Annotated in this window: 14 protein-coding genes; 1 reads left to right on the top strand and 13 read right to left on the bottom strand. The window is 48.3% G+C overall.

What is annotated here, in order from left to right:
- Nucleotides 1-32: 32 nt before the first annotated feature.
- From EJN92_RS12835 to EJN92_RS12820, 4 genes are all read right to left on the bottom strand, one after another.
- Nucleotides 33-1601, bottom strand: coding sequence for a CHASE domain-containing protein (locus tag EJN92_RS12835; protein WP_170174902.1), 1569 nt, complete (start codon nucleotides 1599-1601; stop codon nucleotides 33-35).
- 1 nt (nucleotide 1602) lies between these two features.
- Nucleotides 1603-2394 carry a substrate-binding periplasmic protein gene (locus EJN92_RS12830; protein ID WP_126128187.1) on the bottom strand — a complete coding sequence of 264 codons (792 nt, stop codon included), beginning with the start codon at nucleotides 2392-2394 and terminating at the stop codon, nucleotides 1603-1605.
- Nucleotides 2395-2673: 279 nt separating this feature from the next.
- Nucleotides 2674-5439 carry a preprotein translocase subunit SecA gene (gene secA, locus EJN92_RS12825; protein WP_126128186.1) on the bottom strand — a complete coding sequence of 922 codons (2766 nt, stop codon included), beginning with the start codon at nucleotides 5437-5439 and terminating at the stop codon, nucleotides 2674-2676.
- A 226-nt stretch (nucleotides 5440-5665) separates the two neighbouring features.
- Nucleotides 5666-6631: a M23 family metallopeptidase gene (locus EJN92_RS12820; protein WP_126128185.1), complete on the bottom strand. Its 966-nt coding sequence runs from the start codon at nucleotides 6629-6631 to the stop codon at nucleotides 5666-5668.
- A gap of 52 nt (nucleotides 6632-6683) precedes the next feature.
- Between EJN92_RS12820 and EJN92_RS12815 the strand changes: the two genes are divergently transcribed.
- Nucleotides 6684-7181 (top strand): DciA family protein, encoded by a 498-nt coding sequence (locus EJN92_RS12815; RefSeq protein WP_126128184.1) that lies wholly within the window; start codon nucleotides 6684-6686, stop codon nucleotides 7179-7181.
- Nucleotides 7182-7206: 25 nt separating this feature from the next.
- Here the strand turns inward: EJN92_RS12815 and lpxC are convergent, their stop codons facing one another.
- From lpxC to ftsW, 9 genes are all read right to left on the bottom strand, one after another.
- On the bottom strand, nucleotides 7207-8142 hold the full coding sequence (gene lpxC, locus EJN92_RS12810) for a UDP-3-O-acyl-N-acetylglucosamine deacetylase (RefSeq protein ID WP_126128183.1): 936 nt from the start codon (nucleotides 8140-8142) through the stop codon (nucleotides 7207-7209).
- A 121-nt stretch (nucleotides 8143-8263) separates the two neighbouring features.
- Nucleotides 8264-8770 carry a peroxiredoxin gene (locus EJN92_RS12805; protein WP_126128182.1) on the bottom strand — a complete coding sequence of 169 codons (507 nt, stop codon included), beginning with the start codon at nucleotides 8768-8770 and terminating at the stop codon, nucleotides 8264-8266.
- 203 nt (nucleotides 8771-8973) lie between these two features.
- Complete coding sequence (ftsZ, locus tag EJN92_RS12800; protein ID WP_126129910.1) at nucleotides 8974-10167, bottom strand: cell division protein FtsZ; 1194 nt, start codon at nucleotides 10165-10167, stop codon at nucleotides 8974-8976.
- A 144-nt stretch (nucleotides 10168-10311) separates the two neighbouring features.
- Nucleotides 10312-11544 (bottom strand): cell division protein FtsA, encoded by a 1233-nt coding sequence (ftsA, locus tag EJN92_RS12795; RefSeq protein WP_126128181.1) that lies wholly within the window; start codon nucleotides 11542-11544, stop codon nucleotides 10312-10314.
- Nucleotides 11545-11554: 10 nt separating this feature from the next.
- Entirely contained in the window at nucleotides 11555-12322 is a 768-nt protein-coding gene (locus tag EJN92_RS12790) for a cell division protein FtsQ/DivIB (protein WP_126128180.1), read from the bottom strand.
- 5 nt (nucleotides 12323-12327) lie between these two features.
- Nucleotides 12328-13299 (bottom strand): D-alanine--D-alanine ligase, encoded by a 972-nt coding sequence (locus tag EJN92_RS12785; RefSeq protein ID WP_126128179.1) that lies wholly within the window; start codon nucleotides 13297-13299, stop codon nucleotides 12328-12330.
- 10 nt (nucleotides 13300-13309) lie between these two features.
- On the bottom strand, nucleotides 13310-14701 hold the full coding sequence (gene murC, locus EJN92_RS12780) for a UDP-N-acetylmuramate--L-alanine ligase (RefSeq protein WP_126128178.1): 1392 nt from the start codon (nucleotides 14699-14701) through the stop codon (nucleotides 13310-13312).
- Nucleotides 14698-15786: an undecaprenyldiphospho-muramoylpentapeptide beta-N-acetylglucosaminyltransferase gene (gene murG, locus EJN92_RS12775; RefSeq protein ID WP_227869531.1), complete on the bottom strand. Its 1089-nt coding sequence runs from the start codon at nucleotides 15784-15786 to the stop codon at nucleotides 14698-14700. The genes murC and murG overlap by 4 nt, the downstream gene beginning before the upstream one ends.
- On the bottom strand, nucleotides 15783-17003 hold the full coding sequence (gene ftsW / locus EJN92_RS12770) for a putative lipid II flippase FtsW (RefSeq protein WP_126128176.1): 1221 nt from the start codon (nucleotides 17001-17003) through the stop codon (nucleotides 15783-15785). The genes murG and ftsW overlap by 4 nt, the downstream gene beginning before the upstream one ends.

Genomic DNA, 17003 nt, shown 5'->3' with positions numbered 1-17003 from the left:
AACGACAAATTCATCACTAGCTAATCACGAATTCATAGCAAGGCATCATACATGCATACCTGATTCCGGCCCTTTTCCTTGGCTTTATACATCGCAATATCGGCATTTTTGGCCAAAGTGACATCACTCTCGCCATGCTCAGGATAAATCGCAATGCCTATGCTGACACTGAGCGTAAGGACATGCCCGCCCGCCACCGCAAAGGATTCAGCCAGCGCACACCGGATTTTCTCAGCAACCCGCAGCGCATCGTAATCGGTCTCTATCAGCGGCAGCAGGATCACAAACTCATCACCGCCGATGCGCGCCACCGTATCGGACTCTCGCACACAAAGCTGCATTCTTTCGGCCGCGGCTCGCAACAAAATGTCGCCAACGTGATGACCCAGTTGATCATTGATCGGTTTAAATTTATCCAAATCGAGATACATCAAAGCCAGACGCGCTTTATCGCGCTTGGCCTGCGCGATGGCTTGCTGCAGGCGATCTCGAAACATGGCGCGATTCGGTAGACCGGACAACTCATCGTATTGCGCTAGATAGCGAAACCTCGCTTCACTCTCCCGCAGGTCACGTGTCATAGCGCGCGCCAGCGTCAGCGCACGCTCGCGTCCAGAAACCAATTGCCATGTCATCAATGCCAGCAATATGCTCAATACGCTACCGCCGAAGGCGATCAGGGTCGACTGATCGCGTCCCAAGTGGCTAGCAAATCCTGGCAGAGGATGCATCACAACGGCCCAGGTATGACCGCCACTGACGATATATTCAGTCAACTGCAATGGTGTTGGATGCATCGCTTGGGACGGTGCAGAGTCGTACATCAAGTTATCGGCGCGAACATCAACACCATCATAAATTTGCAGATGAATCAGGGGCGGGGTTTCGCCATACAAAGTAGCGAGTACCGCATTGACTTTATATTCTGCAAACACCCAGCCATCAAGATTGGCCCTGCGTTGAGCGATCGTTTCCAGTGGGCGGTCTTTTTTATAAACTGGTAAATACATCATAAAGCAGCTTTGTGGGTTGGCATGACCAGACATCGCCGATTCAAGTTTGCCCGAGACCGCCATCACTCCGCTATCTCTGGCGCGTTCCATCGCAGCCTGCAAGGTCGAATCAAGCGACATATCAAGTCCTAACATACGCGCACTCTCCTCTGTGCCAGGTTCGATACGCTGCACCAGCGCATAACTGGGCCGCAGTCCTTCAGGGTGAATATGGAAATCCTTAGCCACTTCAAGCTGCGCAGTTTGTATAAAACTATTCTCCTGTTGCGCCGTGACCTGCCACACCACGCCCAGCGCCTCCATGCTGGAAAAATTCGCGCCTAACTGCAAATTTTTCACATATTCAGAAAAATCATTCTGCGGCACAGCGATGGATGTCGCAAATAGACTCTGCACGCCATGCATTAGCTGTTCGTAGCTCACCAGGCGCTGTTCGATGCGCGCACTGAAATCTCGCACATGAAAATCGAGTGCCGCCCTTAGCTCGTGATTTGCATTGGCTTTTTCATGCTGCCATAGCAGTGCCGTCACACTCAAAGCGCATGTTAAAACGATGATAACCAGACGCTGTCGCAACAACCAATTCACGTTAATCCTTAAAAGTGGTGATCGCATCGGCCAATTCAGGCTTCATGTATTTTCTGAAAATCTTGGCGACACTGCCATCCCTGCGCATGCTTTGCACCAGGGCTCGCCATTTTTCTTGCTCCAGCGCTGAAAGCGATTTTTTCGACATAATCAGCCCATGCGGAACCGCCGCATCTTCAGTATCAATGATCACACTCTGTTCACGTAGCGCTGTATTTTCTATCTGCGGATAATCGAAGGGCTCGATGATCATTGCCTGGATTTGCCCGCTCTGAAATATTTTAAAGAGAGGGTCGAAGCCGGTCGCGTAGACTACGCGATTTTCTGGGCGCAACTGATCGATGAGCAGGTTGGCATTATTGCTGTACCAAAAAGAGCGGATCGCGCCTAGTTTCAAATCCGGATTTTTTTTAAATTCGGTTAGAGTCTTCAACTTCAGACCATCCCTTAACAACAGATAATATTTATTTGAAAAATACCAGGCAAATCCGGCATAACGTTCGCGCTCAGCATTGCTGATGCCAGACAAACTAAAATCGAGGGCACCAGATTCGATTAACTGCCAAATTCGAGCTCTAGGCAAGACACTGACACTGAGCTTGCAACCGCTACGACGCATCAACTCATCAGAAAAATCTTTGTCTATGCCTGCGCCTGTCTGGCTAGAACACAATAAGCCATGCTCATGCAAAGCCAAGGTAAATGTACGAGAACAATCAGGACCATCGGCTGCGGCAACAACACTGGAAGCAAGAGCAATTGCCATAGAAATCACATAGAGTGCAACGCGCATAGTGATCCTCGACTCATAGTCATTAGTAAAAAAACGTCGGACGTTTGTACAAAATAGCACACACATTTTTTCTTTGCACTTATTCACGGCGAGGTAGTTAAATAATCACGCGGATATAGCAAAGAAGCTTTATTTTTCAATATCAAAAATACGAAATCGACTCAACACCGCCCACATTCGACGCTTTTTTTCTGCCTATTTAACAACAAAAATTAGAGTCAGGGAATAAAAAAGGGGCAGAAAATTCCGCCCCTTTCTGTATTAATTTACAAACTATTCCTAGGCCAATTTACCATGGCATTGCTTGTATTTTTTACCGCTACCGCAAGGACAGGCATCGTTGCGTCCGACTTTAAAGCCATGATCGACTTGAGGCTGATTCGCACTGTGCTCAGGATTTGCAGTCGGTGCCAACATTTCTTCCGGTGTCGCATTCGCATCGAAGTCTGCATGTTGATAATGCACATTTTCGATTTGCGCTGCGGCCATTTGCTGCTCGGCTGCTTCGATTTCTTCACGCGATTGTATGCGCACCGTGACCACGGTCTTGACCACTTCGTTCTTGATCAAATCTAGCATCTGCGCAAATAATTCAAAAGCTTCGCGTTTGTATTCCTGCTTAGGATTTTTCTGGGCGTAGCCGCGCAGATGTATGCCCTGACGCAAGTGATCCAAAGCTGCCAGATGTTCACGCCAATGGCTATCGATACTCTGCAACATGACGCTGCGCTCGAAGCCGGCGAACGCATCCTTACCGACGATAGTCAGCTTAGACTCATAAGCAGCATTGGCGGCAGCCTGGACCCGTTCCAGAATATCTTCGTCGCTCAGATTTGGTTCAGCCGCAAGCATTTTTGCGATAGGCAGATCGAGTGACCATTCGGCCGCCAGCGTGGCTTCCAAAGCGGCGACATTCCATTGCTCTTCTACTGATTCTTCAGGCACGTAAGTACGCACTACTTCTTCAAACATACCGCTACGCAGAGAAGTAATCATCTCAGACATATCGTGCGCTTCGAGTAATTCGTTACGTTGCTGGTAGATGACTTTACGCTGATCATTGGCGACGTCATCGTATTCCAGCAATTGCTTACGAATATCGAAGTTACGCGCTTCCACTTTGCGTTGCGCCGACTCAATCGAGCGACTCACAATACCGGCTTCGATAGGCTCGCCTTCCGGCATTTTCAATCTATCCATGATGGCACGCACGCGGTCACCGGCGAAGATACGCAACAAGGCATCATCGAGCGACAGATAAAAACGAGAAGATCCAGGATCACCTTGGCGACTAGAACGGCCACGCAATTGATTATCAACGCGACGTGATTCGTGGCGTTCAGTACCGATGATATGCAGACCACCAGCGCTGACTACATGCTCGTGCAAAGATTTCCACTCATCGCGCAATTTTTGCGACTGAGTTTGCTTGTCGGCATCCGACAATTTGCTATCGGCTTCTATCAATTGCACCTGCTTGGCGACGTTACCACCGAGCACAATATCGGTACCACGACCGGCCATATTGGTAGCGATGGTAATGCCCTTAGGACGACCCGCCTGCGCAATAATTTCCGCTTCGCGCGCATGCTGTTTCGCATTAAGGACGTTATGCGGGAGTTTGGCTTTAGTCAAAATCTCCGACAACATCTCAGAGTTTTCGATCGAGGTGGTTCCCACCAAAACTGGCTGACCGCGCTCATAACAATCTTTAATATCGACCAACATCGCATTGTATTTTTCTTGCGCTGTCTTATACACCTGATCTTGTCTATCTTTACGCTGCGAAGGACGATTCGGTGGGATCACCACAGTTTCCAGACCGTAGATTTCCTGGAATTCGTAGGCTTCGGTATCAGCCGTTCCTGTCATGCCTGACAAGCGCACATACATACGGAAATAATTTTGGAAAGTGATCGAGGCTAAAGTTTGATTCTCGTTCTGAATCTTTACGCCTTCTTTCGCTTCCACCGCCTGATGCAGACCATCCGACCAACGACGCCCTGTCATCATACGACCAGTAAATTCATCGACGATCACGATTTCATCGTTCAGCACCACATAGTGCTGATCTTTAAAATACAGAGCATGCGCGCGCAAGGCTGCATACAAATGATGGATCAAAGAGATATTTGCGGCATCATACAAAGATGCGCCTTCTGGCAACAAGCCCATTTGCGTCAGCAGACGCTCGGCATGCTCATGGCCATCTTCAGTCAACAAGACTTGATGTGCTTTTTCGTCTTTGGTGTAGTCGCCCGCCACCTCGATATGACCTTTACCATCGGGAGTTTCCTCACCGATCTGTAACGTCAGCATCTTCGGTACTTCATTAATTTTGTAGTACAGCTCGGTATGACTCTCGGCCTGACCAGAAATGATCAAAGGTGTGCGTGCCTCATCGATCAGAATGGAATCGACTTCATCGACCACGGCGAAGTTAAGTGCGCGTTGCACTCTGTCTTTGGCTTCATACACCATGTTATCGCGCAGATAATCGAAACCGAATTCATTATTGGTGCCGTAAGTAATATCGGCGGCATATGCAGCTTGCTTGGCGTCGTGCTCCAACTGCGAGAGGTTGATACCGGTTGTGAGCCCTAACCAGCCGTACAAAGTACCCATCCACTCGGCATCGCGCTGCGCCAGATAATCATTGACGGTGACCACGTGCACGCCTTTACCAGACAAGGCATTGAGGTAAGTCGGCAAGGTGGCCATCAAGGTTTTACCTTCGCCTGTGCCCATCTCCGCGATTTTGCCAAAATGCAAAACCATACCGCCTATCAATTGCACGTCAAAATGGCGCATTTTCAAGACGCGTTTACTGGCCTCACGACACACCGCAAACGCTTCAGGTAAGATCGCGTCTAGAGTTTCTCCCTTGGCGATACGCTCTTTAAATTCGCCTGTCTTTGCTTGCAACTGCTCATCCGACAAGGCTTCCAGCGTGGGTTCCAGGGCGTTGATATCACGCACCGTTTTTTGGTATTGTTTCAAGAGCCGTTGATTACGGCTGCCGAATATCTTGGTCAGGAATGACATGCTATGAATGAGTAAGTAGATTCTTGAAAAAAGCTGCCAGCAAACTTAACTTGGCAGCAACATAGACTAACTCGCGATTTTACCACGGAGCCAGCCATTAACCAGAAAATGCCTGGTCAGGCCCACGCAACTAAGTAAAATTGGTGACAAAAAAGGGAATATCAATAGGCGCAACAGAAAATTCTTACTCACTCGCCCCGCAATGGCAGCAAATCGGCAGAGCAAGCTATTTTTGGTTCAGCGCCGCCATGCTGGCTTGATTGATACCCGCATTGAGAAATTTATGTGGATTTTGCGGCACGCCTTTGACATGCACCTCAAAGTGTAAATGCGCGCCGGTAGAGCGTCCGGTCGAGCCTATATCGGCGATATGCTGGCCGCGTTTGACGATGTCACCGACTTTGACGTAAATTTTAGAAGCATGTGCGTAGCGCGTCATGATTTCACCACCATGATCGATTTCCAGCATATTGCCAAATTGTGGATGAAACTCTGCGGCAATGATGACGCCGCCAGCGGCTGCAATTATCGGCGTGCCGGTAGGACTAGAAAAATCTATGCCTTCGTGAAAAGCACTGCGACCTGAGAATGGATCTAAGCGCCAGCCGAAACCCGAAGCGTTATAACTGACATTGACAGGCTGTATGGTTGGCAATAGTTTGGATTGCAACTTAAAACCCATCAGCTTGGTCTCGACCACACTCATAAAATCTGAGCGATGTTCAAGGTCACTAGCCATGGCATCTAAGGCGACTTGAAACTGCGAGAGACTTAATTCTTTGGGGGGCAACAAGGTCGAAGTTTCGGCACCACCACGTCCGGGCGCGTCTTTAAAATTAAACTCTTCCGGCTTTACGCCGGCCAAACCCTGAACTCGTTCGCCCAAGGCATCCAGGCGGATTAATTGCGCTTGCATCTCCCCCAACTTAATTGCCATCGCTGCTAGGTTTTCTTTTAGATAGCGATCTTTGGCATTCGGATCATTGCTTGGTAAGCTAGCCAGATTGGCAGGCACCAAGTTTTTCAGCAGAGGCAGATCGCTACTTGCCAAGCGTAGTATCAGAGCTGCCATGACGGCGGAGCACAACATCGTGAGAGTTAAAAAGCCCAGGACGGACAATAGAATATGGGTAGAACTGAGAGTAATCGACTTCGCTTGCGTGAAGCGGGAATGCATGAAAATGATTTGCATTAGTGAGCGTCCCTATGACAGGTAAACCGGCAGCTGTGGTAAGGTGCTATCCATGCAATCATTAACGCCACCTCCATTTAAACTCAATATCAAACGCGGTAGAAAATTACCCGATGCCAGCGGTATCGCCAACTATTTAGCCCGCAATGACAAAATTTCGCCTTTACTACCAAGTATCAAGCGCAATGCCTCATTGCAGAAAGAATGTGCCGCCATACTGCCGGGCGTATTTGATAGTTGTGAAGTACTGCAACTGGCCGATGAGCAATTAAGTTTGGCCGCTCCGAATGCCTCACTGGCAAGCAAGTTGAAACAAACTTTGCCTAAATTGCTCGCACAATTGCAGTTGCGCGGTTGGCAGATTAACGCAATACGGATCAAAGTACAAGTTAGGAAAACCATAGAAAAACCTAGCCCAGTGAAGCAACTAGTTTTCACTAGCAGTGCGATTAACGCTTTTGACGCACTGGAACATAGTTTAGACGACACCCCCCAAAATGCCGAACTGAGGGCGGCATTACATAGATTAGTACAGCGCAACCAAGTCTAGAAATATCCGCTGCGGCTAAATACAATCAAGATAGCGCCCACTCACGACGCTCTTGCTCGGCATACGACGCTGGCGCCAGTGTCTCCTGGTCAAAGGTCACGATTTCATAGGCATCAGGCTGCGCCAGCAAGGCGCGCAATAACTGATTATTCAGTCCATGACCGGATTTATGCGCACTATAACTTGCCAATAAGGGATGCCCGATCAGGTACAAATCACCGATAGCATCGAGAATTTTATGCCGCACAAACTCGTCATCAAAGCGCAGTCCATCGGCGTTTAAGATACGAAATTCATCCATCACGATAGCATTTTCCATAGATCCGCCGCGCGCCAATCCTATGCCGCGCAACATCTCTACATCCTGCATGAAGCCGAAGGTGCGGGCTCTAGCCACGTCCTTGACGTAGGACACTTTAGAGAAATCCACCTCGGCGGTCTGAGTCGTACCATCCACCGCGGGATGGTTAAACTCTATGAAAAAATGTAACTTATACCCATCAAAAGGCTCCAACCTCGCCCATTTTTCGGATTTGCCACTACCCTCACGTATTTCTACCGGCTTTAAAACGCGTATGAATTTTTTCGCTGCGTTTTGCTCTTGCATTTCCGCTTGCTGCAGCAGATACACGAAAGAAGATGCTGATCCATCCATGATAGGGATTTCTTCAGCACTGACATCGACATATAAATTATCGATGCCCAAGCCAGCACAAGCAGACAACAGATGTTCAACGGTAGACACTTTCGCACCTTGATTGGTCAAGGTCGATGCCATGCGAGTATCCCCGACGTTCAAGGCTTGCGCTTCAAATACCACGGGCGGGTTTAAATCAATACGGGTAAACACGATGCCAGTATCGATAGGCGCTGGACGCAGTATCAAATCCACCTTAGTACCGGAGTGAACTCCCACACCTATGGTTTTGACCTGTTTTTTGATTGTTCTTTGTTTTAACATCTGAGTATTATATCTGCTTGCCAAAATCGATACCCGTAAGTAGCTTGCGACTAGCAATTAAAAGCTGGCATCAAAAATAAAAAAGCGCACAAATTTGTGCGCTTTTTTACGAGGAAAAAAATTAGGACAATTGCGCCAGCATCGTTTCTGCATTCGATACTTCGAAATTTCCGCCTTCTTCAATATTCAATTGCTTCACTACGCCATCAACTGCGAGTAAAGAATAACGCTGGGAACGCGTGCCCATACCGAATTTACTAAAATCAGCATCCAAACCCAAAGCCTTACTGAATGCGCCATTACCGTCGGCCATCATACGCACGATGCCAGTCGCTTTCAGATCACGCCCCCATGCGCCCATCACAAACGCATCATTGACCGAGATACACCAGATTTCATCGACGCCCTTGGCTTTCAAAGCCGCAGCGTGTTCCACATAACCTGGTACATGTTTAGCCGAGCAAGTTGGTGTATAGGCGCCTGGCAAACCAAAAATTGCGATGGTCTTACCTTTGCTCAGATCGGCTACGCTAAAAGTATTTGGTCCGAGTGAGCAACCCTCAGATTCGACTTCGATGAATTCGGCTAAACTGCCTTCGGGTAATTTTTCTGCGATCTTGATAGTCATATCTGGCTCCAGTAATAGATGAAAGTACACCGCCTCATAACAAACATCAACTTTGTGTATTGTTAAAAAACGGGCTGAGCGCAAGTATGCCTTAGTCTTAATTTTCTTGCAGAAAGCAAAACGCCAGCGATTGCCGGCGTTTTGCTTCGAGCTATTTTTCAACTATTTCAAACTACATCGCACGATATTTTGGCGAAGCAAGATCAATCAGCTTGTTTGCGTAAAAAAGCCGGAATATCATAAGTTTCCATTCCATTTTTTTCCAAAGCACGCACCTGATCAGAGGCTGATTCACGTCGCCATACCGCTGGCTTACTCAGGCTTTCGAAGCCGGCCGACGATGTCATCCCCATATTTGCTGTAGTGCTGGCGGTAGTCGCCATCATCATAGGCTCATTGTGAGTACCGGTACGCAGCATAGGTGTTTGCACCAGCTGAATATTTTTCTTGCCACGGCCCAAACCTGTTGCCACTACAGTGACGCGGATATCGTCACCCATGCTATCGTCATACGCAATCCCTTGGGCGATCGAGGCATCATCGGCAGCAAATGCACGTACCGCTGCCATGACTTCTTTGATCTCTTTACCCTTCAGACTACGACTAGCGGTAACGTTAACCAAGACACCACGCGCACCAGACAAATCGATACCGTCTAGCAGTGGAGAGGCCACTGCCTGCTCCGCTGCAATACGGGCGCGGTCTACGCCAGAAGCGGTTGCCGTTCCCATCATGGCCTTACCCTGCTCGCCCATAATCGTTTTCACGTCGTTAAAATCGACGTTGATATGGCCTGGTACATTGATGATTTCAGCGATACCCGCAACCGCATTATTGAGTACATTGTCGGCGTGTTGCAGCCACTCTATCATGCTGTCATCTTCGTAAATCTCTTCCAGCTTTTCATTGAGAATGATGATGAGAGAATCGACATGCTTGGACAGCGCTTCCAAACCTTCGTCAGCGATATCCATACATTTCTTACCTTCGTAAGAAAATGGCTTGGAAACCACCGCAACGGTCAATGCACCTAATTCCTTGGCGATCTGCGCAACGACAGGCGCAGCTCCGGTACCAGTTCCACCGCCCATACCTGCGGCGATAAAAACCATATGCGAACCTCGCAAGGCATCTTCAATTCGCGCGCGTGACTCTTCAGCCAACTGACGACCAACCTCAGGCTTCATCCCTGCGCCCAAACCAGTTTCACCGATTTGTATCACATTGTGTGCTTTGGATTGCGTCAGCGCCTGAGCGTCAGTATTGGCGCAAATGAACTCGACGCCAGAGACACCCTTGTTAATCATATGCTGTACTGCATTGCCACCGGCACCACCAACACCGACCACCTTGATTACGGTGCCTTGCGTAGCGTTATCGACCATATCGAACTCCATCATGCATCCTCCAAGTAGGCAGTTTTCAGTCGCTAGTCATCACCCTATGTCACGACTAGCGAATGCAAACTGCAGATAACAACATTATAAAATGATTACTACAATTTATGCTTACTTTATACGCGATTTATACGTATAAATAATCTAAAAATTCCCCAAAAACCACTCTTTCATGCGTTGCCAGACCGCTTTTGCCGAACCTTCTTGTTTGGTCACGATATGCCCGCGCATATACTGCTTCTTTGCTTCCAACAACAACCCCAAAACTGTCGCATAACGTGGGCTGCGCACCACGTCCGCCAACTGACCAGAATAGACCGGCATTCCCAATCTAGTTGGCTTTAAAAATATGTCTTCAGCCATCTCTACCATCCCCGGCATGATGGCTGAGCCGCCCGTCAAAACGATACCGGAAGAGAGCACATCTTCGTAGCCTGATTCGCGCACCACTTGATGCACCAAGGCGAATAGTTCTTCAACACGCGGCTCTATCACCGCCGCCAAAGCCTGACGTGATAGCGATCTTGGACCGCGGTCACCCAAACCAGGAACATCTAGCGTATCGGATGGATCAGCCAGAACCTGTTTAGCAACACCGAATCTGATTTTAATTTCTTCAGCCTCCGAGGTCGGTGTGCGTAGTGCCATCGCGATATCGTTGGTGATCTGATCGCCGGCAATCGGTATCACCGCAGTATGCCGAATCGCACCCTCACTAAATACCGCAACATCAGTAGTGCCACCACCAATGTCAATCAGGACCACGCCCAATTCTTTTTCGTCTTTGGTGAGAACTGCTTCAGCCGAGGCCATAGGTTGCAAGATCAAATCAGAAACTTCGAGGCCGCAACGGCGCACGCATTTGACGATATTTTGTACCGCAGAAACCGCACCGGTAACGATGTGAACCTTCACCTCAAGACGGATGCCGCTCATCCCTATTGGTTCGCGCACATCGTCCTGACTATCCACGATGAACTCTTGTGGCAAGGTATGCAGCAGTTGCTGGTCAGTAGGAATATTCACCGCTTTAGCGGTTTCTATGACGCGCGAGACATCGGCCGCGGTGACTTCTTTATCCTTAATCGCAACCATACCGCTAGAGTTGAAGCTACGGATATGGCTGCCGGCGATTCCCGTGTAGACGTGCCGAATTTTACAGTCGGCCATCAACTCTGCTTCTTCCAATGCGCGTCGTATCGATTCCACGGTTGCCTCAATATTGACGACCACGCCCTTTTTGAGTCCCTTGGATTCGTGTTGTCCCAAGCCGATTACTTCATGCCGTCCATCCGGCATGACTTCGGCTACCACCGCAACGATTTTTGAAGTGCCAATATCGAGACCGACTATCAGGTTTTTTGCATCTTTTGTCATGTCATTCCACTTACTTAAGTTTGCTTTTCAATCCCAAGGAACTCTTACTCGATTTCAGAGCTAGTCCATTCGGATACCGCATATCCACACTTTCAATACTATCTCGCAAACTCGTGAGCAACTGCGGATATACCGCCAATAACTGATCCACTCGTTTCTTCAAACTCGACTCGTCTTGCATACGCCCCAACTCAACCTTCATACCATTGCTCAACTTCAAACTCCAAGCATAACGATTAGAGTATTGCACCGCATCTGGCTCCAGATTTATCACCGCGAACCACTTCTTAAAATCGAAGTAGCGCGCCAACACTTCTTTCTCGCTTCCTTGCGGGCCAACAAATTCGATCAGGTCGGCATCTTCTTCCGCCTCCGCCAAATTCGCAGTAAACACGTCCCCTTTGGCTGAGATGAGTCGCCCCTCATCTCCCCAGGTACCAAGCACCTCGTGCTCTTCAAGCACCACAATAAGTTTGTTCGGCCACTCTCTTTGTACGCTGGCTTTACGCACCCAAGGCACCGTTTCAAAAGCACTTCTAACCAAATCTAAATTACTGGTAAAAAAATTCCCTTTGATTTTCGGTATCGCGGCATTTCTAATCGTCAAGGCATTCACATGTCGCAAATTGCCCTTATCCACAGCTTCGATTCGTATTGCAGTCAAAGTAAACATCGGACGCTGAATTACCCACCAGATTCCGGACATCAAAAGTGCGAGTAACAAGATGCCGATCAAAGCATTTGCCGCTGCATTCAAGATTTTGATGTCTTGCCACATGTGTTTTAACTACTTTCCTTTTTTGTGTCTGGCTTTATTTTCAGACTTGCGGTCTTCAAAATCGTCAGGCAGACTTCTTCATAACTCATCCCAGCTGCGCGCGCCGCCATAGGCACCAAGGAGTGCCCAGTCATACCTGGCGAGGTATTAATTTCTATCAAAAATGGTTTATTGTCGGAAGCTCTTAGCAACACGTCTACCCTTGCCCAGCCTTCGCAATTAATCGCACGATACGACTCGACACACATCGCTTGTATCTCAGCAGTCAAAGCGGCATCCATAGGCGCCGGACAAAGATACTTGGTGTCGTCAGTAAAATATTTATTTTGATAATCGTAATTACCTTCAGGTGCGACTATCTCTATGATAGGAAGTGCGTAAGCATTAGCACCCTTTCCGAGCACAGCGACCGTTAACTCGCGCCCTTGAATAAACTCTTCAGCCAATACTTCGTCATCAAACTCGGCCGCCAAAGTGTAAGCTGCAGCCATCTCAGCTGTGACATTGACCTTGGTAATTCCTATGGTCGAGCCTTCATGCGGTGGTTTAATGATTAAAGGCAAACCCAACTCCGCACTAACCAGATCCAGATCACTACCTAGTGTCAACACCGCATAGTTAGGCGTAGTCAGTTGATGACTCTGCCAAATTTTCTTGGTGAAAATTTTATCCATCGCTATCGAGGATGCCATCACACCACTGCCGGTATATGGAATCGCCAACTGCTCCAAGACACCTTGCAGACTACCGTCTTCACCGTAGCGACCATGCAAGGCTATAAAAACCCGATCAAATTTTTCTGACTCTAAATCAGCCAAACTACGCTGAGCGGGATCAAAAGCATGCGCGTCCACACCAAAACTTTTTAGTGCCGACAAGACCCCATTGCCAGACATGATGGACACTTCCCGTTCGGCAGAGCGTCCGCCGAACAAAACACCGACTTTTCCTAAGTTTTCCATTTTCATTTCGCTCATAATTTCTGACTTATTTCGATATGGCTTGCGCCATTTTTGCTGGCACAGCACTGATAGAACCTGCGCCCATCACGATCAATACGTCATCAGCTTTCAACACATGCATTAAATTTTCTGGCATATCCAAAATATCCTCAACGAATACTGGCTCAAGCTTTCCTGCCACGCGCAATGCGCGCGAAAGAGCACGGCCATCGGCAGCAACGATAGGCGCTTCGCCAGCGGCGTACACCTCAGCGAGCACCACGGCATCAGCAGTTGAAATGACTTTAACAAAGTCTTCAAATAGATCACGGGTACGGGTGTACCGATGCGGCTGAAATGCCAATACCAGTCTACGTCCAGGGTAAGCACCACGGGCGGCGGCGATGGTTGCAGCCATCTCAACCGGATGGTGTCCATAATCATCGACCAACGCAAAACTACCTGCTTGCGGTAAAGCGATTTCACCATAACGAGTAAATCTGCGGCCAACACCATTAAATTCACTCAAGGCTTTTTGCGTGGCGCTATCAGCGACGCCTACTTCGCGCGCAATCGCAATCGCGGCGCAAGCATTTTGGACATTATGCATACCTGGTTGATTCAGGCTCACTGGCATCGCCTCGTAACCATCTTGAATCACGGTAAATTGCATTTTCCCGCCCACCGCAATCGCATCTATGGCTCTGACCTCGGCATCCTCATGAAAACCATAAGTCACGATAGGCTTGGAGACAAAGGGCATGATCTCTCTAACGTGTACATCATCAAGACAAAGTATCGCTACACCATAAAATGGCAATCTCTGAGTGAACTCTATAAAAGCTTGCTTGAGTTTGGAAAAATCGTGCTCATAGGTTTCCATATGATCGGCATCGATATTCGTGATCACTTCTATCACCGGCAATAAATTCAAAAATGAGGCATCTGATTCATCCGCTTCGGCCACAATAAAATCACCGCTTCCCAATTTAGCGTTGGCACCGGCACTATTGAGTCGGCCACCAATTACAAACGTTGGGTCGAAACCGCCTTCGGCCAAGATGCTCGCGACCAAACTGGTGGTCGTGGTTTTTCCGTGAGTTCCCGCAATCGCGATACCACTCTTTAAACGCATCAATTCTGCCAACATCAAAGCTCTGGGTACGATAGGAATATGTTTTTCTCTTGCCGCAATCACCTCAGGATTGTCTGCCTTAACTGCGGTCGAGGTAACAATTGCATCGGCGCCGACAATGTTTTCAGCCGCATGCCCGAGCATCACATTGGCACCTAGACTGGCTAATCTTTGTGAGGCCGCATTACTACTCAGATCGGAACCAGAGATCACGTATCCAAGATTGAGCAATACTTCGGCGATGCCGCTCATCCCTGAGCCGCCGATACCGACGAAATGCAAATGTTTGACTTTATGTTTCATACTAAATTTTCCAAAATTTTTGCGATTACCTGATTCGCCTCGCGTTGACCTAAGAGGTAAGCTGTTTGTGCCATTTCCTGACATTGCGCCCGACTCATCTGCGATAAAGTGTAGGCTAGCGTCTTTGCATTGAGTTCCGCCTGAGGCAAATAGATCGCCGCTTTTTTCTCGGCCATCCACAGCGCATTGTCTTTTTGATGCGAGGTACTCGACGCCACAAAAGGGATCAAAATGCTGGCCACACCAGCTGCCGTCAACTCCGAAATAGTGATCGCCCCAGCCCGGCAAATCACCAGATCCGCCTCAGCATAGCGCCTAGGCATGTCATCAATAAAATCCAATACTTCGGCTTTTACTTCACAATCTGCGTAGCGTTTTTTTAGAGTCTCGATATGCTGTTTGCCTGATTGATGCGTCACTATTGGGCGCATTTCGACAGGCATCAATGCCAGCGCATCAGGGATACTTTCATTCAATACTTTGGCACCCAAGCTACCGCCCACGACCAGTATCCGCAATGCCCCACGACGTTCCGCATAACGTACATGTGGCGATCGCAACTGACAAATTTCTTTACGAATAGGATTGCCAGTTACCACCATTTTTCCATCACTATTCGGCAAACTCGAAGGCAGTCCGAATAACAGTTTTTTTGCGATCGGCCTTAAAGCCTTGTTCGACAAAAGCAAAGCGGCGTCAGCGTTCATCAAAACCACGGGCTTACCCCGTAAAGCTGCCATTAAACCGCCTGGAACCGTAACGTAACCGCCCATACCGAGTACAACATCGGGTTTTCGTTTTCCTAAAATACGCATGCATGTGAAAAAACTTGCTATCAACTTGTAGGCGCCGCTAAGGCTATGCACCCAACCTTTTCCACGCAGACCAGAGAAATCGATATTGTCCATCGCTATCTGATGCTTGGGTACTATTTGGTTCTCCATACCTTTGCTAGTCCCTAGCCAGGTCACGCTCCAGCCGCGCTCCTGCATCGTTTCCGCAATTGCCAGGCCAGGGAAAATATGACCGCCAGTTCCAGCCGCCATGATGAGCAAATTTTTGCTTTTTTTAGTAGAGGAATTCAAGCTCGGCCTCCACGCATCAACATCCGATTTTCGTAATCTATTCTTAACAATATCGCTAAACCCACACAATTAATCAATACCCCCGAGCCACCGTAACTCATCAATGGCAGAGTTAAACCCTTAGTCGGCAATAGGCCAAGATTTACACCCATGTTGATAAAAGTTTGCACGCCTATCCAGATACCTATGCCCTTTGCCGTCAATCCAGCAAAAGTCAAATCAAGCACGATGGCTTGCCGACCAATCTCAAAGGCACGTTTGACTATCCAGTAGAACAGAAGAACTACGGTCATGACACCAACAAAACCTAATTCTTCACCGATGACGGCTAACAAAAAATCCGTATGCGCCTCTGGTAAGTAATGTAATTTTTCTACACTGGCACCCAAACCGACACCGAATAATTCACCTCGTCCGAACGCGATGAGCGAGTGCGATAATTGATAGGCCTTGCCCAAGGCATGTTCTTCTACCCAGGGATCTAAATACGCAAAAATACGCTCACGGCGGAACGGTGAAAATATGATCACCATGCTAAAAATACCAACCAAGGTGGCAGCGATTCCTGCGAACCAAACACCATTTATTCCACCTAAGAACAGGATACCCATCGCGATACAAACAATCACACCGAATGCGCCTAAATCTGGCTCCAACAGCAACAGCAAACCCAATAGCGCAACTGCCGCCATCATGGGGAAAAAGCCTTTGGTCAGCTTATGCATGTACTCCTGCTTGCGTACCGTGTAGTCAGCCGCATACAAAACCATAAACAATTTCATCAATTCTGATGGCTGAATATTGAACACTTTAAATGACAGCCAACGTTTCGCACCATTGACCCCCTTACCTAGCCCTGGTATCAAAACGGCGACCAATAATAGCAAGGTCAGTACGAACAAATACGGTGCGGCACGCTGCCAAGCAGAAATTTTTATCCGAAACACGAACAATCCAACCAGCACTGAGAGCGCAACAAAAATCGCCTGACGTATCAAAAAATGCGCATTCTTGTAGTTGGCATACTTGGGTGAGTCAGGCAAAGAAATCGAAGCCGAATACACCATCACCATGCCGAACAACATTAAAATCATGGTGACCCAAACTAGCGCCTGATCGTACTCCATCATCTTTGAGCGTTTTGCCAGATGCGACGCGGCCACAGGCTCGGCAGCAAATGGCAACCACTTATTAAATGAGAAGAGTAACTGCTTCAT

Origin of the sequence: Undibacterium parvum (assembly GCF_003955735.1) — a bacterium.
GTDB lineage: Bacteria > Pseudomonadota > Gammaproteobacteria > Burkholderiales > Burkholderiaceae_D > Undibacterium > Undibacterium parvum.
This window is presented reverse-complemented; position numbering and strand designations above follow the sequence as displayed.